We start from the raw sequence: 22,186 nt of genomic DNA, 5'->3' as shown, positions 1-22,186 counted from the left end.
TACGCTGCCAGTAAACTGTTTGGATGTCTGTCATTCGTTCCGACCTGTCGAAAGCGGTCTCACCGCGAGAGGCGTCGAAATGAGATACAAAAATGACATACCTTTACTTGGAATCGATCGAAGGAGACCCCATGAGCCCTGTCGACGCCCCCGCCATCGAAACCGACGGACTGACCAAACGCTACGGCGAGACGACCGCCGTCTCGGACCTGACGATGGCCGTCGAGCGCGGCACGGTCTACGGGTTCCTCGGGCCGAACGGCGCGGGGAAGACGACCACGATGCGAATGCTGACGACGCTGACGAGGCCGACTGCCGGGACTGCCCGCGTCGCGGGTCACTCGATCGCGGACCGCGAGTCGGTCACCCCGCACATCGGGTACCTGCCCGAGGACCCGCCGGTCTACGACGAGCTCTCCGGTCGGGAACAGCTCGAGTACGCCGCCGGCCTGCGGGACATGCCCGACGACGCGGCCGGCGAGCGCATCGACTCGCTGCTCGAGCGCTTCGACCTGCTCGAGGACGCGAACAAGCGCATCGAGGACTATTCGAAGGGGATGCGCCAGAAAGTCGGCGTCATTCAGGCGGTCCTGCACGAACCCGACGTGGCCTTCCTCGACGAACCCACGAGCGGGCTCGATCCCCGCGCCGCCCGGACGATGCGCGACACCATCGCCGACCTCGCGGATCGGGAGATGACGATCTTCCTCTCGACGCACATCCTCCCCGTCGTCGACGAACTGGCCGACGAGATCGGCGTCCTCCACGACGGCGAACTCGTCGCCGAGGGCGACCCCGAGACGCTCAAATCCCGCGCCGAAACCGGCGACGCCCGCAGCTTGGAGGACGCCTTCCTCGAGATCACCCGCGACCCCGGCGAGGACGGGCTGGCGACGGAACGCGCCACGGAGTGAGAGCTCCGTCGAGTTCCACTGGTCGGTCGAACCGGTTCCGAACGCCACGGACGAGATCGAAGACCACGACGCCGTGTTCGACGAAACCGTCTGAAAACGCTCGAACGGAACGTAGCTCTCTTCTGTGGCCCTTGATTCCACTATATTTTAGTGGATCGCGATCATACGCACGTCCGGAGGTGAGAATCGATGATCCGGAGAGACGTCACTGGAATCGAGACGGTTGCGCGAGTCGCCGATCGCCTGTCGACGATCGACCGATACGATCTCCTGCTCGGTCTGATTCCGGCGGCCTTCGCCGTCGCCTGGCTCGCCGGTTATTTCCTCGATCTCTCCGCCCAGACGACGCTTCTCGGCGGTGTCGCCATCGCGGCTATCGCCTTGTTCGACGGGCTGTACTTCCGGCCACCGAGCGGACTGCAGGGTGCGTGATATTCGTCGATTGCGTCCTCGAGTCCCCCAGAAACCGGTGTGGCCGTTTCGGATAGACGGCGTGTCGGTTTTGCAGTCTGTTAGCTATCGATGGCTGGTCACGCGCTGGACGTCGAGTGCCGATATCGTTCTCGAGAGCCGGCCGAGACACGGGCGCGATCGAATCGCCGGCTCAGGGATCGAAGACGCCGCGCTCGAGTCCGTCCCGAACCGGTTCGTGTTCGGCGTCGGTCGGCGGCGGGCTGGTCGTGAGCAGGGCCTCGAGCCGCTCCGCTTCGTCGGCCCGGATCCCCCGGTCGACGCCGGCTTCGACCACGACGACGTCGTCGGGACCGACGATGTGCTCCGTCTCGCCCTCGCGAACGACGCCGGTCCCGGAGCGGACGCAGATCGCGACGTCGCTGTCGGGTGCGTGGACCGGGATGAACTGCCCCGGCTCGAAGTAGCCGAGAACGACCTTCATGCGGTCGCTTCGGAACACGGGCCGCGTGCCGAATCTATCCTCGTCGTACGCTCGGTCGGTGTCGAAATCGGTTGCTGGCATGGGTGGTCTCCTTCGGGCGATTTAGGTTCGCCTAAAGGCGTGATCGAACCGACGGGCTCCGACGTGGTCGGTGTTCTCCCGAACATATAGGGCGTCGCCGACGGACGGCGGCGGTACGCGACCGGGCGAGCGAGGGAAACGAAACGGAACGGAATACTCTAAAACGATCGGCCACTCTGATACCCATATGGAGTATCACGAGGCGGCGGACTTCCTTTTCGATCTGCGGCGGTTCCGCCCGAAGCCGGGTACGGAGTCGACGGCCCGGCTGCTGGCCCACCTCGAGGACCCCCACGAGGACGTCGACTTCGTCCAGATCGCCGGCTCCAACGGCAAGGGGAGCACGGCTCGAATGCTCGAGCGGACCCTGCGGGAGGCCGGCTACTCCGTCGGCCTCTACACCTCGCCGCATCTCGACGACCTCCGCGAGCGGATCCGCGTCGACGGCCGGAAGATTCCGCGAGGGGCGGTCTGCGAGTACGTCGCGGCCGCTCGAGAGTACGTGACGGAGCGCGGTGCAGACGGGGAATCCCCGACCTTCTTCGAGACGATGACCGGGATGGCGCTGTGGCAGTTCGGCCGCGAGGACGTCGACGTCGCCGTCCTCGAGGTCGGCATCGGCGGCAAGTACGACGCCACGAGCGTCGTCGATCCGGTTGCCAGCGCGGTGACGAGCGTGACCCTCGAGCACACGGGGATTCTCGGCGACACCGTCGAGGAGATCGCCTGCGACAAGGCCCACGTCGCCCCCGCTGACGCACCGCTCGTGACGGGCGTCACCGGAAGCGCGCTCGAGGCGATCCGCGACGTCGCCGGCGACGTGGTAACTGTCGGAACCCGGACGGACGAGGGGGACGCCGACGGGTCGCAGCCGGCGGTACGAGTCGCCTACGACGGACGGACGAACCACACCGAGGCCGCCGTCTCGATCGACGCCGACGGCTGGGACCTCGAGACGCGGATCCCGCTGCTGGGCGAACACCAGGCCGAAAACGCCGGCATCGCGGCCGTCCTCGCCCGACAGGTCGGCGACGTTTCGGACGCGGACCTCGAACGCGGGTTGCGCAGCGCTCACTGGCCGGGCCGCTTCGAGGTGCTCGACACCGAGCCGCTGGTCGTGTTGGACGGTGCACACAACCCGGGTGCCTGCGAGGGCCTCGCCGAGACGCTCGAGACGTACGACTACGACCGTCTCCACCTCGTCATCGGCGCGATGCACGACAAGGACCACCGCGAAATGGCGGCGATGCTGCCGACCCCTGACACCGTCCTCGCGACCGAACCGGGCCTCGAACGCGCCGAGGATCGGGACGTCCTCGCAGAAGTCTTCACCGACGCCGGCGCGGGAACGGTCCGCACCGAGGCCGCGGTGCAGGACGCCCTCGCCACCGCCCTCGCGGACGCCGGGAGCGACGATTGCGTGCTCGTCACCGGCTCGCTGTACGCGGTCGCGGAGGCCCGGTCGCGGTGGACTCGCACCGACGTCCCGAAGCACATCCGCGACCTCTCGGACGCCCGCGACGCGCTCGAGGAGGCCAACGTCGCCGCGGACGACGTCGAGCGACTGGACGGCGACGCCGTCCATCGGGTCGTCAGAACGACGCTCCGAGACCCGCAGGCGACCGTGGTGAAGGAGGAACTGCTGCGCCTCGGCGGTGAGTGTGCTCTCTCCGGGCTCGAGCGCGACGAGGAAACGGTCGACGTCGTTCTGATGGGAACCCGGGCCCAGTTCGACGCGCTCGTCGAGGCCCTCGACGATCGGTCCCGACCGGACGGACTCGCGGACGTCGCTCGGGCGTTGCGGGACACGCTCGCGCTCGATACCGACGACGGAGGTACCATCGGCGACGAATCGAGCGCCGACGGCGACGGGACGGACGTGAGTCCGGACGCGCCCGATCGATCCGCCGGTCCGTCCGCCGCTCCCGGCTGGACGGCCGCCGACTCGAGCGGCCCGGACTACCCCTGGACCGACCGGACGGCCGTGATGGGGATTCTGAACGTCACGCCGGACAGCTTCCACGACGGCGGCGAGTACGACGCTCTCGAGGACGCGGTGGCCCGGGCGGAGGCGATGGTCGAGGCGGACGCCGACGTGATCGACGTCGGCGGGGAATCGACCCGGCCCGGGGCGGACCCGGTCTCGGTCGAGGAGGAACTCGACCGCGTGGTTCCGGTCATCGAACGGATCGCCGACCTCGACGCGCTGATTTCGGTCGACACGCGCAGAGCCGCCGTCGCCGACGCCGCGCTCGAGGCAGGGGCCGATATCATCAACGACGTCTCGGGGCTCGAGGATCCCGAGATGCGGTTCGTCGCCGCCGAGCACGACGCCGGGCTGGTGGTGATGCACAGCATCGACGCGCCGGTCGTGCCCGACCGCGATATCGAGTACGACGACGTCGTCGCGGACGTGATCGACCAGCTCTCCGAACGCATCCTGCTGGCCCAGAAGGCCGGGCTCGACCGGAGCCAGATCATCGTCGACCCCGGCATCGGGTTCGGCAAGTCAGCCAGCGAGAACTTCGAGCTCCTCGACCGGATCGACGAGCTCCACGCGCTGGGCTGTCCGGTCCTCTTCGGCCACTCTCACAAGTCAATGTTCGCACAAGTCGGCCGCGATGGCGGCGAGCGACTCGAGGCGACCGTCGCGGCGAGCGCCCTCGCGGCCGACCGCGGGGCGGACCTCGTCCGCGTCCACGACGTCCCCGAGAACGTCGCCGCGGTCCGGACGGCGCTGGCGGCACGCGATCCGGACCGGTTCGCCTGGGAGTCGTAGGTGTCGTCGAAGTCCGGGTTTCGCAGCCGTCTCGCTCGTCGTCCGTTCCTCCGTGACTCAATCCGTACGGAGCGGGACGCATCCCTCCGCCTGCCCCGAGTTCGGATCTCCGTCAGTCGTCACCCGCCGCGTCGCCCTCGGGCGAGTACTCCTCCGGTCCACACCCGAGCGATCGATGCGGACAGTACTCGCAGTGGTCGCCCGGCGTCGTCTCCGCGAACGACGGCTCGTCGACCGCCGCGAGCGTCTCGAGCACCGAGTCCCACGACGGGAGCTCGTCCGGCTCGAGGAGGTCGACGCGAGGGCCGTCGACGTCGCCGACGTAGACGTAGCCGACGGCCGCGATCGGCTCCTCGAACCGGTCCTCGCAGGCTCGCAGGTAGAGCGACAGCTGGACGGCGTCTTCTGGGTCGATCCGGCCCGCGGTGGCCTTGTAGTCGAGGACCGCGAGCCCGCCGTCCGGGAGCCGCCTGATCGAGTCGACGTAGCCGACGACGTCTCCCGTCACGCCGGCCACGTCCGAGAGGGAGAACGGCAACTCCGCGGCGACGGCGTCCAACTCGGCGACCGGCCGATCGACCCCGGGTGCGCTCGCTTCGAAGTAGCGGTCGATGCAGGCGAGGACACCCTCGCGGTGTGCGAGCAAGTCGCGTGCGGTGAGCTGGCGCAGGGCGGCCTCGCGCCACGCCTCTCGGGTCCCGTACTCGCGGTGGAAGGCCTCCTCGGCGACGTCGTGGAAGACCGTGCCGACGATTCGCGACGCCGAGTCGTCGGGTGTCGACGCGCCCGCCACGTCCGTCCCGTCCGCCTCCATCGACTCGAGCGGATCGTCGATCGCCCGAACGACGTGATCGAGGTAGTGTTTTCGGGCGCAGGTGTCGTGGGTGTCCATCGCGGAGTAGCTGTGGCGCATCGCGACGGGGAGTTCGGTCGCAGTCGCGAGCGTCTCGACGGGGAACCGGACCGTCTCAGTCGCCAGCGCGGAGGAGCGACGGCCGCTGGGAACCCGCGTCGCTGTCCCCGCTCGATCGTCGGATTCGTCCTTGGGAACCCCCGCGCTCGCGGCATCGGCGGCCGGCAACAGCGTGCCGTTCCGGAGCAGCCGGCCCAGCCGGTGGACCGTCTCGATCGCCTCGCGCGTCTCGAGGGGCTCGACGGGCCGATCCTCGTAGTCGGCGTAGTAGGTGATCGTGCCCGGACTCTCGCCGGCCGAGGCGGCGATCTCGTCCGTCCGATCGACCACCGTTTCGGGATACGTCTCCCTGACGTGCTCGAAACTCTCGGTCAGCGACGACCAGAGGTCCATTCGCTGACCGGTCACCGACCACTCGATGTCGCTCGCGAGGCAGGCCTCGGCCGTCGACGCCGCGAGTTCGTCGTCCGCGCCGTCGTATTCGTACTCGGAGCCGAACACGAACAGGTGGTTCTCGGCCCGCGTGAGCGCCACGTGGAGCACCCGCCACTCCTCGCCGACCCGTTCGGCGGCGAGGTCGGCGAGCAACGGCGACTCGATCTCGTCGTCGAGCGTCGCAGCCAGCAGTCGGTACCGGGCCCGTTCGACGTAATCCCCGTCGACGCACCACTCCTCGTCCGAGAGGTAGGGGACGAGAACCGTGTCGAACTCGAGGCCTTTGGCCTGGTGGACCGTCATGATATCGACGCTGTCCGCGGATCGCGTCCCGCGAGTCCGGTCGCTCCCTCCGCTCCGGAGGGTCTGTTCCAACGCCTCGACGAACTCGGCCGACAGCGACTGGACGACGCCGTCGGAGTTGTACGCCTCGACGAACCGCTCGAGCCGGTCGAACTGAGCGCGCTCCTCGCTCGAGCAAAACCACTCGATCCGGGTGAGTTCCCGGAACCGACGAATAACGCCCGAGAGCGGGTAGACGTCCCGAACGCGTTCGAGTTCCGCGAGGTGATTTCGGACCGTCTCGACCCGGCCGGGCTGCTCGAGCTCGAGCGCAGCCGGATCGGCGTCCGTTACGGCGTCGTACAGCGAGCCGTCGAGCCGCTGGAGCGTCGCGAGGTCCCCCTCGGTGAGCCGGTAGCGATAGAGCAACACGCGGCGGAGATGGGCGTCCGCGTCCGGGTCGACGAGTACTCGGAGATACGACAGCACCGTCCGAATCCCCGGTGCGATCTCGCCGCGTGGCGATCCCGATATTTCGTAGGGGATCTGCAGGTCCCGCAGGTCCGCCGCGACCGCCTGTGCGTGGCGGTTGGTCCGGACGATGACCGCGATGTCGCCCAGCGACCGCCGGGGAACGTTTTCGGCCTCGCCGTTGAGCAGCCGCGAGACCGTCGTCGCGACCTGTTCGGACGTCGACTGGGGGACCGCCTCGCTCTCGACTTTGACGACGCGATCCGGCGGCTCCTCCTCGTCGTAGGTGCCGGCCGTCCGACCGTCCTCTCGCAGCGTTTTCGACGACTGCGGCCCGTAGTCGCAGGCGTTGGTCAGGTCCAGGATCTCCTGTCGCGAGCGGAAGTTGAGCTCGAGTTCGATCGCCTCGTGGTCGTCGTAGGCGTCGGCCAGCCGATCCAGCCCCTCGCGGTCGGTCCCGCGCCAGCCGTAGATCGCCTGATCCTTGTCGCCGATCGCGAGCAGGTCCGGCCGGTCGGGGCCGTCCGTGAGTTCGGTGAGCAGCGAGAACTGGGTCGCGTCGGTGTCCTGGAACTCGTCGCAGTAGACCTGCGTCCACTGGTCCGTGATTTCGCTGGCGACTCCGTCCTCGTCCAGTAACCCGGTCGCCGTCCGCACCAGCCCGTCGAAGTCCATCGTCCGCTCGGCCTCGAGGTGGTCGTGATAGTCGGCGTAGACGTCGGCGTAGTGGCGGGCCAGCCGGAGGAACTCGACGTAGTGTTTCAGCCGACCGAAGGGCGTCTGTTCGATCCGGCTCGTGGCGGTGCCCCAGATTTCGTTGCCGAACAGGGCCCGCGGCAGGTGTTTCGTCGTCCGGTCGTCCAGCGACAGCGCTTCGATCGTGTTCGTGACGCACTCCTGGAGCACCCGGAGGTAGCGATCGATGTCTCGGACCAGCTCGTCCTCGCGGAACGCGTCCGGCGCTTCCGCGATCTTCTCGCGACAGTAGGAGACGAGCTTCCCGTAATCGACCAGCGACTCCCGGGCCGTCTCGAGGTACGACTCCCGATTGAAATATCGCAGCGCCTCGTTATCGAAGGACAGGTCCTCACCGGCGGTCCGCTCAAGCCACAGAACGAACTCGTTGCACAGCTCGAGGGTGCGAACCGGCGGCAGCCCCGACTGCAGGTCGTCGGGCGTGATGTCTTCCTGGCTCATCGCCTGAACGAACTGATCGACCGCGTCGACGAGATCGGTCGGCGAGCCGTCGTTGCGGGTCGACGCGGCCGCGAAGTCGTAGTCGTTCTCTGCGAGCAGGCGGCCGATGATCCGACGGCGGTCTCGTTCGGTCACGACGTCGAACTCGGGCGAGTAGCCGAGGTAGTAGGCGTACTCGCGGACGAGCCGGTAACAGAAGGAGTGGTAGGTGTAGACGTCGATCGCCGCCGCCGCGTCGGGATCGAGCCGCTCTGCGACCGCCGTTCGGATGCTCGCGGCGGCTTCGTTCGCGAACGTCAACACGAGCACGTCCTCGGGATCGACCTCGCCCCGTTCGATGGCGCGCTCGATCCGGACGAGCATCGTCGTCGTCTTCCCGGTGCCGGCACCCGCGTCGACGGACGTACAGGCCGCTCGGCTGTCGATGACCGCCTTCTGGTTGCCTTTCGGCTCGATCTCGTCGGCCGACGCGAGACCGGCGGTCGCCGCCGTGTCGAACGCGTCCGCGTCCGGATCGGCTCCCGGCTCGAGTTCCCGCCCGCCGTCCCGCCGCGATTCGTCACCCATCGAACCGCACCTCCCCGGCGATGTAGTCCTGACAGCAGACGGTGTAGTCACAGGTCGGACAGGCGTGTTCCGCGATCCGATCCCATCGGTCGGACGGGTCGAACGGGCCGGAAATCAGGCCCGAAGCGACCCGCGCGAGCCGGTCGTCGACGGTTTCGTTTCGATGATCGTGCGTCATGCCGTAGGTGTGGTGATCGACGTAGACGTCGGTGAGATCGACGCCCTCGAGGCTCGTTTCGACGGTATCCCGGACCCAGTTCACCGCCGTCCCCGAGCGATCGGCCAGCGGAATCTGGACGTAGCGACAGGTCCGGTCGCCGAGCTCGAGGCGGTCCCGGAGGTCGCGGAGCCCGTCGAGGACGACCGCAGTTTCGAAGAGCGAGCCGATCGGATCCGGCTCGAACGCGTCCGAATCGCCGTCGAAGTGGTCGGTGAAGAGGTCGGCGACGTCGCCCTCCCACTCCGAACGGTACCGCAGGCGGCCGAGCGGTGCGAGCGTCGGCACGAACCGGACGCCGACGAGCGACGAGCCGTCGCCGCAGACGTAGTCGACCGTCGCGTCGATCGTCACCGCCTTCGCCTCCCTCTCGAGTGCGGGCTCGGTTCCTTCGTCCCGCTCCGGGAGCTCGACCGTACTCGAGAGCGGCAGCTCCGGTCCGATCAGTTCGCCGCCGACCGCATCGGCGTCGAGTCGCTCGACCCCCGCGGCGTGGTCGGTGCCGACTCGATCGAGGTAGGCGTCCAGCGTCGCCTCGAGGACGCGTCGCTCGTGGCGGCGCTGAGTAACGGAGTGGAAGGATTCGTCGTACTCCGACCACAGCGTCGCGAGGCGATCGCGCGCAGCGTCGCCGAGCGACTCGCGGTCCGTCTCGCCGCTCCGGAGCGCGTCGCAAATAGCGCTCCGCAGGAGGGCGACGCGGTCCTCGACGGCGCTGTCGTCGTCGCTGCCGTCGAGCCCGTGGACGTGAGCGAATTCGTACCGCCGCGGACAGTGAAGCGCCGTTCGAAGGCCGTCGACGGCGAGGCGTGGTGTCGCCGCGCCGTCACTCATCGCGAACCACCTCGCCCGCGGCGAACTCGAACTGCGAGCGGACCGCGTCGGCGAGTTCGTCGTCGATATCGCCCGCTTCGAGCACGACCGCGATCTCCTCGAAGAGGGCTTCGGTCTCCCCGAGATCGGCCTCGCCGCCGGTGCTGGCCTCCCGGAGCACCCGCTCGAGTTCGCCGCGGGGCTGGGCCAGCAGCGCCTCGAGCGCGTTCGTCTCGCCGTGGATCGCCGCGCCGGCCGTCGCATCGACGTCTTCGAAGCCCAATCCGGGCGTCGATTCCACGAGCTTCAGGTAGCGCGATTCGTCGTAGGTCCGGCGCAGACCGCCGGATCCCCGTTCGTACGAACAACAGTAGAGGGTGCGTTCGGCCGCTCGAGCGGCGAGCGCGAGGCGACGGCGGGCCCGCTGGGCGTGGTAGGTCTCGAAGGGGTCGCCGACGGCAGCCGCGTCGACCGTCTCGAACGTCCCCGTGATATCCGCGATCGACGGATCGGTGACCGCGGGATACGCCCCCATCTCGCGGAGCCACGCGCTCGGAAAGAGCTGCGTGAGGAACTGCTCGCCCGGGTAGGTCTCGTCGATCAGGTCCAGCAGGAAGACGGCGTTGCGGGAGTCGTACTTCAGGTCGTCGACGGCACAGACGGTGACGCCGCCGGTCGGCGGCCGCGTTTCGACCGCGTGGACGTACGGCGCGTCGTACTGGATCGTCCGCCGGAGCATCCGGCGCAGGCCCTGCCAGTCCGGCCCCACGAGGTCCGTCTCCTCGACGAATCGCGCGATCTCGAGGACGCGCCGAACGCCCGCGTACTGTTCGCGGGCGTCGATCCAGTCCTCCTCCCCGGCGATTCGTTCCTTCAGGTTCGTTCGCCGGATCCAGCGCTCGAGCGATCGACGGACGCTCGAGCCGGCGGTTTCGGTCAGCAGGTCGGGCGAGAAGTCCGGGACTCGAGCCCGAAGTCGGTTCAGCGAGACGTCCCGCGGATCGCTCGACGCTCGGTGGTCTCGAATGGCATCGGCGGCGTCGATCTTCGTGAGGGCGTCGCCGTCGCGCTCGCGTTCGCACTGGAGCGTCGCGACCGCATAGAGTTCGTTCACCGCCGGGTCCTCTGCCAGCGAGGGCGTGCCGATCGTCGCCGTGGGGACGCCGGCGTCGCGGAGTCGTCGTCTGGTCTCGGGAACCCGCTCGATTCGCGGGACGGCGACGGCGAACTCGTCGTAGGACCAGTCGCGGCGGTCGGACAGCGACTGGATTTCGGTCGCGACCGCTCGGACCTGCTCGCGGGCGGTTTCGGTGCGGATGCGTCGAGCGGTGCCCGTCGGATTCGCGTTCGCTGCGTCGGCGTCGTCTCTGGAGCCGTCGGTTCGGTCCGGGGACTCGCCCGCGGCGAGGAATCGCGTGATAGCCCGATGTGGCGGCGTTTCCGCGGTTTCGTCGCCGGATGCGGGATCGAGGGATTCGACCTCGAGGCCCGCGTCAGTCGCCACCTCCTCGATCGGACCCGGCTCGACGCGCGTCCGCTCGACGCTCGCGTGGCGCTCGCCCAGACAGACGAGGTCGGCCTCGCCCGTGAGCGCCCCGAGATACCGGCGGTCGAGGTCGCGGTACTCCTCGAACTCGACGGCGAGGACGGCGTCGAAGGAGGCTGTCACGCGGGCTCGGAGGCCGTCCGCGTCCGCTTCGAGCAGGTCGACCGCTCGCGGGATCACGTCCGCCCGTTCGACGTAGCCGCGATCGTCGATTTCGCCGTGAAACCGGTCGTTCATCGCGTACAGGAAGGCCAGACAGTCGTGGACGTCGGCCGCGAGGTCGTCGAGGCGAATCCGCTGTCGGGTCGCCTCGAGCAGCAGCTGGCCGACGTCCCGCGAGAAACTCTCGTGGGCGCCGGCGCGCTCGAGATACTCGGGCACCGACCGGCTCGCGCCGTCGATCACCAGCGAGATGAGCTCGATCCGTTCCTCGTACTCGAGGCGGTCCAGCGTCGGATCGAACTCCTCGATGGTCTTCGACGCGTGTTCCGGAACGGACTCGATCCGGGGCGAGCTGGGGCCGCCGTCCGCCTGCTCGACGTCGGCTAGGGCCTCGGTCAGCGACTCGAGGCCAGCCGGATGCCGCTTCAGGACCAGCACGTTCCGCGGCCCGTGTTCCGCGGCGAGGGCGGCGTACTCGGCGGCGACGGTCGCGAAGACGTCGGTGCTGGGCGCGGGAGCGGGGAGGAGCTTACAGGTTCCGTCGAGCGCGGGCGAGGGAGACGCCATCGGTTGTACGTCACCGAGTATGACGCAATTGCTATTTAAATGTGGGCACAGCGTGCGACCGATCGGTCGCTCCGCTCGACACCCGGAGTGCGTCGTTTCGAGGATCGGTCGGGGATCGCGTGCTGTCGGTTCCGTAACCGTCGCGGACGACCGCTATCGAAACCGCTTTTCGGACGGTGCCCGAACGACCCGTAAGTGAACTGGTCGTACAGGAATACGGTTCTCGTTCTCTGTACCTGCGCGTTCTTCGTGACGGTGACCGCCCGACTGGTGATCAGCCCGGTCGTTCCCGACATCGGCGAGACGTTTTCGGTCAGTACCGGCGCGGTCGGGCTGGCGCTGACGGGCATGTGGGCCGCCTACGCGCTCTCGCAGTTTCCGAGCGGACTGCTCGGCGATCGATTCGGCGAACGGGCGATTATTCTGGCCGCGATCGGCGGAACGGCGGTCGCGAGCGCCTTCCTCGCGGTGTCCCCGACCTACGTCGCGTTCTTGCTCTTCGCGATCGTCCTCGGCGGTGCGGCCGGACTCCACTACAGCGTCGCGACGACGCTGCTCACCCGCCTGTTCGACCGGACGGGACGCGCGATCGGGATTCACGTCTCCGGCGCGCCGATCGCCGGCCTCGCCGCGCCGATACTCGCTGCCCTCGCCGCCGACCGGTACGGCTGGCGCGCGGCCATCGCCGTCGGGACGGCGGTCGGGGTTCCGATCGTCCTCGTCTTTTTCCTCCGAACCCGGCCGACGGAGCCGCGCTATCCCGAGCGACGGATGCGTGACCAGATCGATCCCTCCCTCCTCTCTCGGTTGCTGACCCGTCCCAGCGTGACCTACACGACCGCGCTCTGTGCGATGGGCGCGTTCACCTGGCAGGCGACGGCGTCGTTCCTCCCGACCTTCCTCGAGGTCGGCTACGAACTCCCGGGAACGACGGCCGGGCTCCTGTTCTCGCTGTACTTCCTCGTCAATGGGGGCGTTCAGCCGCTGATCGGCGCGTTGTCCGACCGCTACTCGCGCGACGCCGCCGCCGCGATCACGATGTCGTCGGGAGTGGTCGGCTTCGCGGTGCTAGTCGGCGGTCGGGAGCTCCCGGCGGCCGTCGCCGGCGTCGTCTGCGTCGGCATCGCGATGACCTGGGGTGCTCCGCTGCAGTCGCGGTTCATGGACGTCCTCTCCGACTCCGAGCGCGGCCTCGGCTTCGGACTCGTCCGGACCGTCTACATGACCCTCGGCGCGACCGGCAGCGTCGCCGTCGGCTCGGCCGCCGATCTCTTCGGCTGGGCCGTCGCGTTCGGGCTGCTCTCGGGGATCATGGCGCTCTCGCTGGTGATCATCGTCACGAACGCCGTCCTCTCGCTGGGCTACTGACTGCTGAGTCGGAGCCGAATCCACGCTGTCAAACGTCTCTCGCGAGGAGCGGTCTGTAGCCTCAAGACGAGCGAGAGACGTCTCGTCCCGGACTGACCACCGATATGCGGTGGCGCGCGCTGTCGGCCGCCCGAGTGCTATCGAGGGCGGTCGACGACGCTGTGCGAGGGATGAGTGAGCGAACGTAGTGAGCGAGTGAATCGGCTGGGGAGGGCGTGGCCGTTCCGTGTTGCCGGCAGAAGCGGACCACACCTCTCCGTTCCTTCCCACTTTGCAGCCCTGCTCCAACCCTGCTCGTTATTTCCGTACCCGTAATGGACGACCGTCTCACGGGCACCGTTGGATAGATGTGCCCAAACAGACGATAATCCATTGCTCGACCCGCGAACGTCGGCACACCCGTTTCGACGCTCCGTCACGACCGACGTCGTTCGGTCGGAGGGCCGACGTAGTCGCGTGCTCGGGACCCTCGGGTCCTGTCTCGAACGGATCGGGTTCGATAATCATTATAACGGCTCCCGAGTACTGTGATGTATGGAGGATATTTTCGTGGCTCGAGTCATGTCCACGTCGCTGCACACGGTGGCGCCGGACACGCTCGTCGAGACGGCGGGACAGGTAATGCTCGACAACGAGATCGGCTCGGTCGTCGTCACCGACGACGACAACCAGCTGCAGGGAATCCTGACGACGACGGACTTCGTCCGGATCGTCGCGGAACAGAAGCCGAAAGATCAGACGCCGGTCTCCAAGTACATGAGCGCCGACGTCGTGACGGCCTCGGCACAGGACGGGATTCGCGACGTCGCTGACCTGATGGTCCAACGCGGCTTCCATCACGTTCCCGTCGTCGACGAGGACGAGGGCGTCATCGGGATGGTGACGACGTCCGATCTGGCGTCGTACCTCTCGAGCGAAGAGACGCCGTCCCCGGAGTAATTCTCGCGGTTCGGACCTCGTACCCTCTTTCGGAAGCGAATGGGTCGAGAGCCACCGCTGGACCGCATACTGTCGCTCGAGACGGGTTTGCTGTCTCGTCAGTGCACGAAGGAAGCGGTGCGCCCGCGAGGGCGGCGGGACGGGGCGGCTTCCCGGACGTCGATCGAAACTGAACGGTGGTGAAACCGCCCAGTAGCTCAGTATCGCTTCGTGGATTGGCCGGAACATCCTTCCCACTTCCCGTTTCTGTTGTACGTATCTTCCATAGGCCAATTCAATGAGTTCCCCATTATTCCAGTTCACCCCCTATACCGTCCCGTTTATCGTCGGCGCAGCAGTCCTCTTGACGCTCGCCGGCTATTCGATCAGGCTCGGCCGGGCGAACGGATTCGACAAGACGCTGCTCGCGTTCACCGCCACGATGGCGAGTTCGGCCCTCTGGTCGCTAGCACGTGCTATTCAGCTTTCGACGCCCGCGATCGAACTCAAACAGGCAGCCCTCGGGGTGCTCTACCTCGGCTATTTCGGGGCCGCGATAGGGCTCCTCTGTTTCGCACTCGCGTTTACCGGCCGAAAACACCTCGTCACGAGAAAGACGGTGCTCTTGCTCTCGATCGTCCCGCTTATCGGAACTGCCCTCGCATCGACGAACTGGTACCACGGGCTGCTCTGGACGCTAGAACCCGACCCGGTCGGCGACATCCTGTATATTGATCGCTCCTTTCAACCGCTCTTCCTCGTGTTCTTCCTCTACAATTCGGCCTCGTCGATATTTGCCACGATGATGCTCGTCAAATACTCGTTTACGTCGAAAGAACTCTACCGCCGACAGACGCTTGCGGTGTCTCTCGGGGCTCTATTCCCGATCGTCGCCGGTATTCTCTACGTCCTCGAGGCGTATCCGCTTCTCCCGCGACAGGTCGACCTAACCCCGATCGCGTTCGCGATCACTGGCCTCTGTTTCGGGTACGCGATATTCAAATTCAGATTCCTCGACATCGTCCCCATCGCTCGAGATTCGGTCGTCGAGAACATGCGTGACGGATACGTCGTCCTCGACACTGCCGACCGGATCGTCGATCTCAACCCTGCCGCCCACACCATCTTCCAGCGCGGCGACGAGATCATCGGCGATCACGTCGACACCGTCCTCCCGGCGGTCGAATCGCTCGTCGCGGAGCACGAGCACGGGAGCCACGTTCAGACCGAACTCACGGTCACGACCGACGATGACGACCGGTTCCTGATCGCGACCGTCTCGACGCTATCCAAAGACGAGAACCGAATCGGGCGGCTGTTGACCCTCCGCGACGTGACGGACCGACACGCCGTACAGAAGCGTTACCAGGAACTGATCGAGAACGCGACGGATATCATCTTCGTCCTGAACCCCGATGGGACGGTCACGTTCGCGAGCCCGTCGATCACCCGGCTGTTCGGCGTCTCGCCCGAGTCGATCGTCGGCGAGGACGCCTTCGAGTACATACACGACGAGGATACGCAGGCGGCCCGCGAGGCGTTCGATCGGGCGCTGTGCAACCCCGATGCTCAGCCGCGAGTCGAATACCGACTTCCCGACGCCGCCGGCGAGTGGCGCGTCGTCGACGTCGTGGTACGAAACCTCGTCGAGAATTCCTACGTCGAGGGCATCGTCCTCAACGCACGGGACATCACCGAGCGCAAGGAACGAGAGCGCGAACTCCAGCGGACGAACGACCAACTCGAACAGTTCGCCTCCGTGATTTCCCATGATCTGCGAAATCCGCTCAACGTCGCCAGCGGGCACCTCGAGGTCGTCCGCGAAACCGGGTCGACTGACTCCCTCGACGAGATTGAACACTCGCTCGACCGCATGGAGACGATGATCGAGGACGTGCTCACGCTCGCCCGGCAGGGGAAATCCATCGGTGAACCCGAACGGCTCTCGCTCGAAACCGTCGCCCGCGACGCGTGGGTTCACGTCGATACCCGCGACGCGGAACTCGTCGTCGACACCGATCGAACCGTCGACGGCGATCCGGATCGGCTTCTCCACCTGTTCGAGAATCTCTTTCGCAATGCGATCGAACACGGGGACGGCGACCTCACCGTCACCGTCTCCCTCGAGGACGACGGATTCGCCATTGCCGACGACGGCCCCGGCATTCCGGAGACACAGCGGGAGTCCGTCTTCGACTTCGGTTACACGACCACCGATAGCGGGACCGGCTTCGGGCTCGCGATCGTCGCGCAGATTGCCGACGCCCACGGCTGGGATGTGTCCGTCGGAGAGAGCGAGAGCGGCGGGGCACGAATTTCCGTGACTGTCTCGGATCCTCTCGCCGTAAACTGAACACCGACGACGAGTACTCGATGGACCTAGCTCGAGTCACCGTCAGCGGCGGGTTCGAACCCCTCGTCTTCGGTCATCCACCGAACCGTCTCGTCGAGGTGATCCCGTAAGGCTCGGCTCTCCGTCGGCGTCAGCTCGACGTCCGCGTGGGCCGTGCCGTGGTCGCCCGCCATCGCGTCGATGCTCAGCACGAGCCGGTGCCCGTCCGCCGACTCTGGTCGAACGGAAACGTCCGCGCGATCGGGATAGTCCCGCGGCGGTCCCAGTTCGAGGCCGATTTCCCCGCGGGTGACGCCGATCTGGACGCGCTCGGCGTGCTCGAGGTCGAACGAGTCGGTCCGGTCCTCCTCGATCGGCGTCGGCTCCTCGGATCGACTGTCGTGTTCTCCCATACCACACAGTTGGACGGCGGTCCTCTTGGATGTGTTCCCGGCTCGTTCTCCCGGACCACGTTGACCGAGCGAGGGCACCAGTGACGACCGCTACTCGCTCGAGGCCCGCGGGACGAACGGACCGAAATCCGCCGTTCGCGCGGCGATGGTCGCGATCCGGAGGGCGTAGCTCAGCAGGACCATGAACGGGAGGAAGACGAGCACGACGCCCGCGGCGGCGATCGCCAGCAGGAGCCAGTCGTTCGCGACCGCGGCGGCGATCCGCCCGTAGGAGACGAGCAGCAGGCCGCCGCCGACCAGCGTGGGGAAGCCGACGTAGAGGAGCATCCGCGAGAGGACGGCCAGTTCGTGCTGGACGTACAGCGTCTTGAACGTCTGCCGGGCGATCGCGAGGTAGCCGAGCAACTCGACCAGGTCCTCGAGGGGCTCCGTCTCGTCGAAGGCCTCACTCCACTCGTCCCGGAAGGTCCGCGCCGCGTGGTAATGGTTCCCCTGATGGTGGCCGAGCACGGCCGACAGCGCCTCGAACGTCCCGAACTCGGCGTCCTCGAGCGCAGCCGAGACCGTCTCACCGTCCGATTCGAAGGTCTCGATGAACCGCTCGATTTCGGTCCGTTTGTGGGATTCGGCGTCCGCCGCGAGCGCGCCGGGAAGCTGCCGCGCGCGGTCGACCGTCGCCGTGACGATGAGGTTCAGGAAGGCGGCCGGCGACGCCGGACTGACGCCCGATCCAGTTAGTTCCTCGACGTCCCGTTGGAAGTCGGTCATCCCCTCGAACCGGGTCCTGAGATCCGGCGTCCAGCCCAGTTCCTGGGAGAGCACCAGCTGGTTGATCGCCAGCACGATCGTGATGAACGGCAGGGTCCCGCCGACGAGCGCGCCGTACAGTGTTACCACGGCTTCCGCGTCGGTCACCGGGAACAGCCCGGCGACGTACAGCGCGACGACGGCGGCGTACAGACCGCCCGTCAACAGCCCGGCGATCACCAGCCGGTGGCCGTCGAGCATCAGCCAGCGCCTGATCGGTGACTCGGTTACCTTCTGGTAGGTCAACTGGCTCTCCTCGCCGTTTGCAGTCGTGGAGAGCTCCCGGTCTCGAGCGCTCATATCGGTCGGACGACGCCGGCGCTGAAAAGGTCGGGCACGTTACCGACGCGTATCGAACCGGAGGAAAAACGCGATCGAACCGCTACTCGACGGCGAACATCTCATCGTCCAGGTATCGGCCCCCGGTCCAGCACTCGAGGGCGAACCACGCGAAGTATGCGAGGACGAAGATCGTCCCGGCGACGGTGAGCAGCCACGGGCCGCTGGCGACCGCGAACCCCCGGAGCTGCGAGAGGCCGAACCCCCCAGAGCCGACGGCGAGTATCCCGATCCCGACCGCGGCGAGGCGAGGCCAGCCGACGGTTCGGCCGCCGACGACGACTCGTTCTCGAGTGCCCGCGAGGAGCAACGCGATACCGACGGCGGTCAGCCACCCGATCAGTACCAGTGTGGTCGAGCTTCGAAAGCCGCCACTGATCACGAAGAGACCTGCGAGCAGAAGCGTGGCGACGCCGCCACCGGCGAAGCCGCGGCGAACGACGGGTTTCAGTCCGCTCATCGCTCGCACGGTTCTCCGGGATCGCAGTTAGTCGTTCTCACTCGCCGCGAGAAGCGGGACGGTCGTCGCCGGTACTCGAGCGAGACCGCGGCTCGGTCGTTCGCGCGACCCCCGCCGATCAGTCGTCGTCCATCGGCGCACTCACGGGCTCGACGCGCTCGCCGCGTGGGCCCTCGAGGTCGATCTTCGGCAGCAGATCCCGAAGGTAGCGTCCGGTGTGGGAATCCTCGAGCCGGGCGACGTCTTCGGGCGTGCCCGTCGCGACGATTTCGCCGCCGTTCTCGCCGCCTTCGGGGCCGAGGTCGATGATGTGGTCGGCGTTCTTGACGAGGTCGAGTTCGTGCTCGATGACGGCGACGGTGTTGCCGTTGTCGGTCAGCCGGTGGAGCACGTCGATGAGCTTGCGCTCGTCCTCGCTGTGCAGTCCGGTCGTCGGTTCGTCGAGCAGGTACAGCGTCTCCCCCGAGTCCTTCTTGCCGAGTTCCTCGGCGAGCTTGACCCGCTGGGCTTCCCCGCCCGAAAGCGTCGTCGAGGGCTGGCCGAGCGTCATGTAGTCGAGGCCGACGTCCTTCAGGAGCTTGAGCCGCCGGCGGATCTGGCTCGAGGACTCGAAGAAGTCGTAGGCCTCCTCGACGGACATCTCGAGGACATCGGCGATGGTCTCGCCCCTGTAGGTGACGTCGAGCGTGGCGTCGTTGTAGCGAGCGCCGTCGCACTCCTCGCAGGGGACGTAGACGTCGCTGAGGAAGTTCATCTCGATCTTCACCGTTCCCTGACCGCCACACTCCTCGCAGCGGCCGCCCTTGACGTTGAAGGAGAACCGTCCCTTCTCGTAGCCCCGCTGTTTCGCGAGCTTCGTCGACGCGAACAGCTCCCGGATGTAGTCGAAGACGCTGGTGTACGTCGCGGGGTTCGACCGGGGCGTGCGGCCGATCGGCGACTGGTCGATCAGCCGGACGGTCTCGATCTGGTCGAGTCCCTCGAGGGCGTCGTGGTCGCCCGGAATCACGCTCGTGTTGTCGTTCATCTGGCGAGCGAGGCCCTTGTAGAACACCTCGTGCATGAGGGTGGACTTCCCGGAGCCGGAGACGCCCGTGATGGCGGTGAAACAGCCGATCGGGATGTCGACGTCCAGATCCTTGAGGTTGTGCTGGCGCGCCCCGCGGATCGTCAGCGCGCCCTCCGGGTCGCGGCGCTCGTCGGGCACCGGAATCTGGCGCCGGCCCGAGAGGTAGTCGCCGGTGACGGACCCCTCGGTGTCCGTGACCTCCTCGACGGAGCCGTTGGCGACGACCTCGCCGCCGCGCTTGCCGGGACCGGGCCCCATGTCGATGACGTTGTCCGCGCGGCGCATCGTCTCCTCGTCGTGTTCGACGACGAGCAGGGTGTTCCCGAGGTCGCGCAGCTCCTCGAGCGTGTCCAGCAGTCGGTCGTTGTCACGCTGGTGGAGCCCGATCGAGGGCTCGTCGAGCACGTAGAGGACGCCGACGAGGCCGGAGCCGATCTGCGTGGCGAGGCGGATCCGCTGGCTCTCGCCGCCCGATAGGGTCGAGGCCTCGCGGTCGAGCGTGATGTAGTCGAGGCCCACCTCGCACATGAATCCGAGCCGGGCGCGGATCTCCTTGAGGATCTCCTCGGCGATCACCTTCTCCCGCTCGGTGAGATCGGCCTCCATCGCCTCGAAGTGATCGCGGGCGTCGCCGATGCTCATCGCGTTGATCTCGGTGATCGAACTGTCGTCGACCAGCACCGCGCGGCTGGCGGGCTTCAGGCGGGTCCCGTCACAGGCCGGACACTCCGTGACCGACATGTAGTCCTCGATGTGCTCGCGGGTCGAGTCCGAGTCGGTCTCGAGGTAGCGCCGCTCGAGGTTCGGAATGACCCCCTCGAAGCGCTTCCGTTTCCGGCGAGTGCCGTTCTTGGTGCTTCGCTTGAACACCACTTCGCCGTCCGTCCCGTAGAGGAACGCCCGCTGGACGTCTTCCTCGAGCTCCTCGAAGGGGGTCGACAGCGAGACGTCGAAGTGTTCCGCGACGGCGTCGAGCCGGGTCTGGTAGTACGACCGGTTGTAGCTCCAGGGCTCGAAGACGTGTTTGAGCGGCTTGGACTCGTCCTGGAGGACGAGGGCCTCGTCGACTTCCTTGGTCTCGCCCAGGCCCTCACACTCGGGACAGGCGCCGTGGGGCGAGTTGAACGAAAAGGAGCGGGTTTCGATCTCGGGGATATCGATCCCGCAGTGCGTGCAGGCGAGGTCCTTCGAGAACTCGACGACGAAGCGGTCGTTTGCCTCGGTCTCCTCGCCGAGCGCACCGGTCCGGCGGGCTTCCTCGCCGAGGTCCGCGGCGACTTCCTCGGAGGCGTCCGGGAGGATCACCTTCAGGACGCCCTCGGCCTCGTCGAGCGCCGTCTCGACGCTGTCGATGATCCGCGGGCGGTCCTCCGCGCTGACCTTCACGCGGTCGACGATCACGTCGACGGTGTGGTCGAAGTTCTCGTCGAGGTCGGGATCGTCCATCGTGAGGTCGTACTCCTCGCCGTCGATCTCGACGCGAGCGTAGCCTTCCGAGACGAGCTCCTCGAAGAGGTCCTCGAAGGCGCCCTTCTGGTCGCGGACCACGGGTGCGGCCAGTTTGGCCTTGGTTCCCTCCGGGAGCTCGAGAATGCGCTCGACCATGTTTTGCGCGCTCTGCTCGCCGACCTCGCGGCCACAGTCGGGACAGTGGGGCGTGCCGACGCGGGCGTAGAGGAGTCGCAGATAGTCGTGCAGCTCGGTGACCGTCCCGACGGTCGACCGCGGGTTGTTCGCGGCGTTCTTCTGATCGATCGAGATCGCCGGCGAGAGTCCCTCGACGGTCTCGACCTGGGGCTTGTCCATTTGCCCCAGGAAGTTCCGGGCGTACGCGGAGAGGCTCTCGATGTAGCGGCGCTGGCCCTCGGCGTAGACCGTCTCGAACGCCAGGGAGGACTTCCCCGAGCCCGAGAGGCCGGTGACGACGGTAAACGCCTCTCGCGGGATCGTGACGTCGATGTCCTTGAGGTTGTGCTCCTCCGCGCCGCGGACTTCGATGTAGTCCTTGCTCATCGTTCGATCGGGGATCGGGACTGTCTCTCCTGTCGATACGGTTCCGGATTCATTGTATCTGAGTCAGTGGCCGGAAGGACTTAACGAGTCTGAAAGCCCAATGTCATGGGGCAAGTTGACGCTTCACACCGGAGTCGCCCGCGGTGTCGTCGATCGCTCGAGTCTGCGTCGGGTCGCCCGTCTGGGAAACGTCACCACGGAGGTGCACCACCGCGCCATTCACCGGCCCCGTAACGATCGGTTCGTTCGACCCGGTGAACACGCTCGGCGGGCGGTCCGCATCGCCGATCGGGCCGCTACTGTCGCCTGTTTTTATGGGTACTGGGTCAGAAGGGTGCGTATGGACGACATCGACCTCGAGGAACTCGTGGCATCGCTGACGCTCCGTGAGGAAAACCAGGCGATCAAGAGCTACCAGAACACGGTCGCAGTGTCCTGTCCGGCCTGTGACGCGCGGTTCGACGACCTCATCGTGTGCAAGGAGAACCCGACGAGTCTCAACCTCTCGAAACAGCTGGACCTGTGCGTGGGGTCGGCGGACGATCAGGCGGTCATCTTCACGCACAAGAAGTAACGGCCCGGCACCGTCGAGTCGGTTTCGCCCGACTATCGGAACGGTGACCGCGGC

General features: G+C 67.0%; 15 protein-coding genes. 7 read left to right on the top strand and 8 right to left on the bottom strand.

Going from position 1 to position 22,186, the window contains the following annotated elements; all coding sequences use genetic code 11:
• Nucleotides 1-131: 131 nt before the first annotated feature.
• Nucleotides 132-914, top strand: coding sequence for an ABC transporter ATP-binding protein (locus tag NDI89_RS03140; protein ID WP_277520059.1), 783 nt, complete (start codon nt 132-134; stop codon nt 912-914).
• Nucleotides 915-1,103: 189 nt separating this feature from the next.
• Nucleotides 1,104-1,346, top strand: a complete 243-nt coding sequence (locus tag NDI89_RS03135) for a DUF8015 family protein (RefSeq protein ID WP_277520058.1) — start codon at nt 1,104-1,106, stop codon at nt 1,344-1,346.
• Between the two features lie 172 nt (nt 1,347-1,518).
• Here NDI89_RS03135 and NDI89_RS03130 read toward each other — a convergent pair whose 3' ends face one another.
• Nucleotides 1,519-1,890 carry a cupin domain-containing protein gene (locus tag NDI89_RS03130; RefSeq protein WP_277520057.1) on the bottom strand — a complete coding sequence of 124 codons (372 nt, stop codon included), beginning with the start codon at nt 1,888-1,890 and terminating at the stop codon, nt 1,519-1,521.
• 187 nt (nt 1,891-2,077) lie between these two features.
• Between NDI89_RS03130 and folP the strand changes: the two genes are divergently transcribed.
• Nucleotides 2,078-4,669, top strand: coding sequence for a dihydropteroate synthase (folP, locus tag NDI89_RS03125; protein ID WP_277520056.1), 2,592 nt, complete (start codon nt 2,078-2,080; stop codon nt 4,667-4,669).
• A 112-nt stretch (nt 4,670-4,781) separates the two neighbouring features.
• On the opposite strand, the gene NDI89_RS03120 is transcribed toward folP, so the two are convergent.
• The 3 genes from NDI89_RS03120 to NDI89_RS03110 are packed head-to-tail and all read right to left on the bottom strand — an operon-like array spanning nt 4,782 to nt 11,839.
• The gene (locus NDI89_RS03120) at nt 4,782-8,534 is read right to left on the bottom strand and encodes a UvrD-helicase domain-containing protein (RefSeq protein ID WP_277520055.1); all 3,753 of its coding nucleotides are present in this window, start codon (nt 8,532-8,534) and stop codon (nt 4,782-4,784) included.
• A complete protein-coding gene (locus tag NDI89_RS03115) occupies nt 8,527-9,585 on the bottom strand; it encodes a hypothetical protein (RefSeq protein WP_277520054.1) in 1,059 nt (352 codons plus the stop codon). The genes NDI89_RS03120 and NDI89_RS03115 overlap by 8 nt, the downstream gene beginning before the upstream one ends.
• The gene (locus NDI89_RS03110) at nt 9,578-11,839 is read right to left on the bottom strand and encodes a hypothetical protein (RefSeq protein ID WP_277520053.1); all 2,262 of its coding nucleotides are present in this window, start codon (nt 11,837-11,839) and stop codon (nt 9,578-9,580) included. The genes NDI89_RS03115 and NDI89_RS03110 overlap by 8 nt, the downstream gene beginning before the upstream one ends.
• 195 nt (nt 11,840-12,034) lie before the next feature.
• On the opposite strand from NDI89_RS03110, the gene NDI89_RS03105 reads away from it, so the two are divergent.
• The 3 genes from NDI89_RS03105 to NDI89_RS03095 all read left to right on the top strand — a co-directional run bounded on the left by NDI89_RS03105 (nt 12,035) and on the right by NDI89_RS03095 (nt 16,478).
• Nucleotides 12,035-13,207 (top strand): MFS transporter, encoded by a 1,173-nt coding sequence (locus NDI89_RS03105; protein WP_277520052.1) that lies wholly within the window; start codon nt 12,035-12,037, stop codon nt 13,205-13,207.
• 534 nt (nt 13,208-13,741) lie between these two features.
• Complete coding sequence (locus NDI89_RS03100; protein ID WP_277520051.1) at nt 13,742-14,146, top strand: CBS domain-containing protein; 405 nt, start codon at nt 13,742-13,744, stop codon at nt 14,144-14,146.
• A gap of 277 nt (nt 14,147-14,423) precedes the next feature.
• Nucleotides 14,424-16,478, top strand: coding sequence for a histidine kinase N-terminal 7TM domain-containing protein (locus tag NDI89_RS03095; protein WP_277520050.1), 2,055 nt, complete (start codon nt 14,424-14,426; stop codon nt 16,476-16,478).
• Between the two features lie 26 nt (nt 16,479-16,504).
• Here NDI89_RS03095 and NDI89_RS03090 read toward each other — a convergent pair whose 3' ends face one another.
• The 4 genes from NDI89_RS03090 to uvrA all read right to left on the bottom strand — a co-directional run bounded on the left by NDI89_RS03090 (nt 16,505) and on the right by uvrA (nt 21,558).
• The gene (locus NDI89_RS03090) at nt 16,505-16,870 is read right to left on the bottom strand and encodes a hypothetical protein (protein ID WP_277520049.1); all 366 of its coding nucleotides are present in this window, start codon (nt 16,868-16,870) and stop codon (nt 16,505-16,507) included.
• 90 nt (nt 16,871-16,960) lie between these two features.
• A complete protein-coding gene (locus NDI89_RS03085; protein ID WP_277520048.1) occupies nt 16,961-17,977 on the bottom strand; it encodes a DUF7972 family membrane protein in 1,017 nt (338 codons plus the stop codon).
• A gap of 82 nt (nt 17,978-18,059) precedes the next feature.
• Nucleotides 18,060-18,476 carry a DUF7994 family protein gene (locus NDI89_RS03080; RefSeq protein ID WP_277520047.1) on the bottom strand — a complete coding sequence of 139 codons (417 nt, stop codon included), beginning with the start codon at nt 18,474-18,476 and terminating at the stop codon, nt 18,060-18,062.
• Between the two features lie 118 nt (nt 18,477-18,594).
• Complete coding sequence (gene uvrA, locus NDI89_RS03075; RefSeq protein ID WP_277520046.1) at nt 18,595-21,558, bottom strand: excinuclease ABC subunit UvrA; 2,964 nt, start codon at nt 21,556-21,558, stop codon at nt 18,595-18,597.
• A gap of 340 nt (nt 21,559-21,898) precedes the next feature.
• Here uvrA and NDI89_RS03070 point away from each other — a divergent pair, with 340 nt between their 5' ends.
• Nucleotides 21,899-22,132, top strand: a complete 234-nt coding sequence (locus NDI89_RS03070; RefSeq protein ID WP_277520045.1) for a DUF7385 family protein — start codon at nt 21,899-21,901, stop codon at nt 22,130-22,132.
• The last annotated feature ends 54 nt before the right edge of the window (nt 22,133-22,186 follow it).

The organism is Natrinema salsiterrestre, from assembly GCF_029502005.1.
Lineage (GTDB): Archaea > Halobacteriota > Halobacteria > Halobacteriales > Natrialbaceae > Natrinema > Natrinema salsiterrestre.
Note: the sequence above shows the minus strand (reverse complement) of the source record. Positions and strands in the feature narration are given on the sequence as shown.

Coding starts and splice junctions, on each gene's coding strand:
- NDI89_RS03130 (WP_277520057.1), bottom strand. CDS start 1,890: ATGCCAGCAACCGATTTCGACACCGACCGAGCGTACGACGAGGATAGA.
- NDI89_RS03110 (WP_277520053.1), bottom strand. CDS start 11,839: ATGGCGTCTCCCTCGCCCGCGCTCGACGGAACCTGTAAGCTCCTCCCC.
- NDI89_RS03140 (WP_277520059.1), top strand. CDS start 132: ATGAGCCCTGTCGACGCCCCCGCCATCGAAACCGACGGACTGACCAAA.
- NDI89_RS03085 (WP_277520048.1), bottom strand. CDS start 17,977: ATGAGCGCTCGAGACCGGGAGCTCTCCACGACTGCAAACGGCGAGGAG.
- NDI89_RS03095 (WP_277520050.1), top strand. CDS start 14,424: ATGAGTTCCCCATTATTCCAGTTCACCCCCTATACCGTCCCGTTTATC.
- uvrA (WP_277520046.1), bottom strand. CDS start 21,558: ATGAGCAAGGACTACATCGAAGTCCGCGGCGCGGAGGAGCACAACCTC.
- NDI89_RS03115 (WP_277520054.1), bottom strand. CDS start 9,585: ATGAGTGACGGCGCGGCGACACCACGCCTCGCCGTCGACGGCCTTCGA.
- NDI89_RS03070 (WP_277520045.1), top strand. CDS start 21,899: ATGGACGACATCGACCTCGAGGAACTCGTGGCATCGCTGACGCTCCGT.
- NDI89_RS03120 (WP_277520055.1), bottom strand. CDS start 8,534: ATGGGTGACGAATCGCGGCGGGACGGCGGGCGGGAACTCGAGCCGGGA.
- NDI89_RS03090 (WP_277520049.1), bottom strand. CDS start 16,870: ATGGGAGAACACGACAGTCGATCCGAGGAGCCGACGCCGATCGAGGAG.
- folP (WP_277520056.1), top strand. CDS start 2,078: ATGGAGTATCACGAGGCGGCGGACTTCCTTTTCGATCTGCGGCGGTTC.
- NDI89_RS03100 (WP_277520051.1), top strand. CDS start 13,742: ATGGAGGATATTTTCGTGGCTCGAGTCATGTCCACGTCGCTGCACACG.
- NDI89_RS03080 (WP_277520047.1), bottom strand. CDS start 18,476: ATGAGCGGACTGAAACCCGTCGTTCGCCGCGGCTTCGCCGGTGGCGGC.
- NDI89_RS03135 (WP_277520058.1), top strand. CDS start 1,104: ATGATCCGGAGAGACGTCACTGGAATCGAGACGGTTGCGCGAGTCGCC.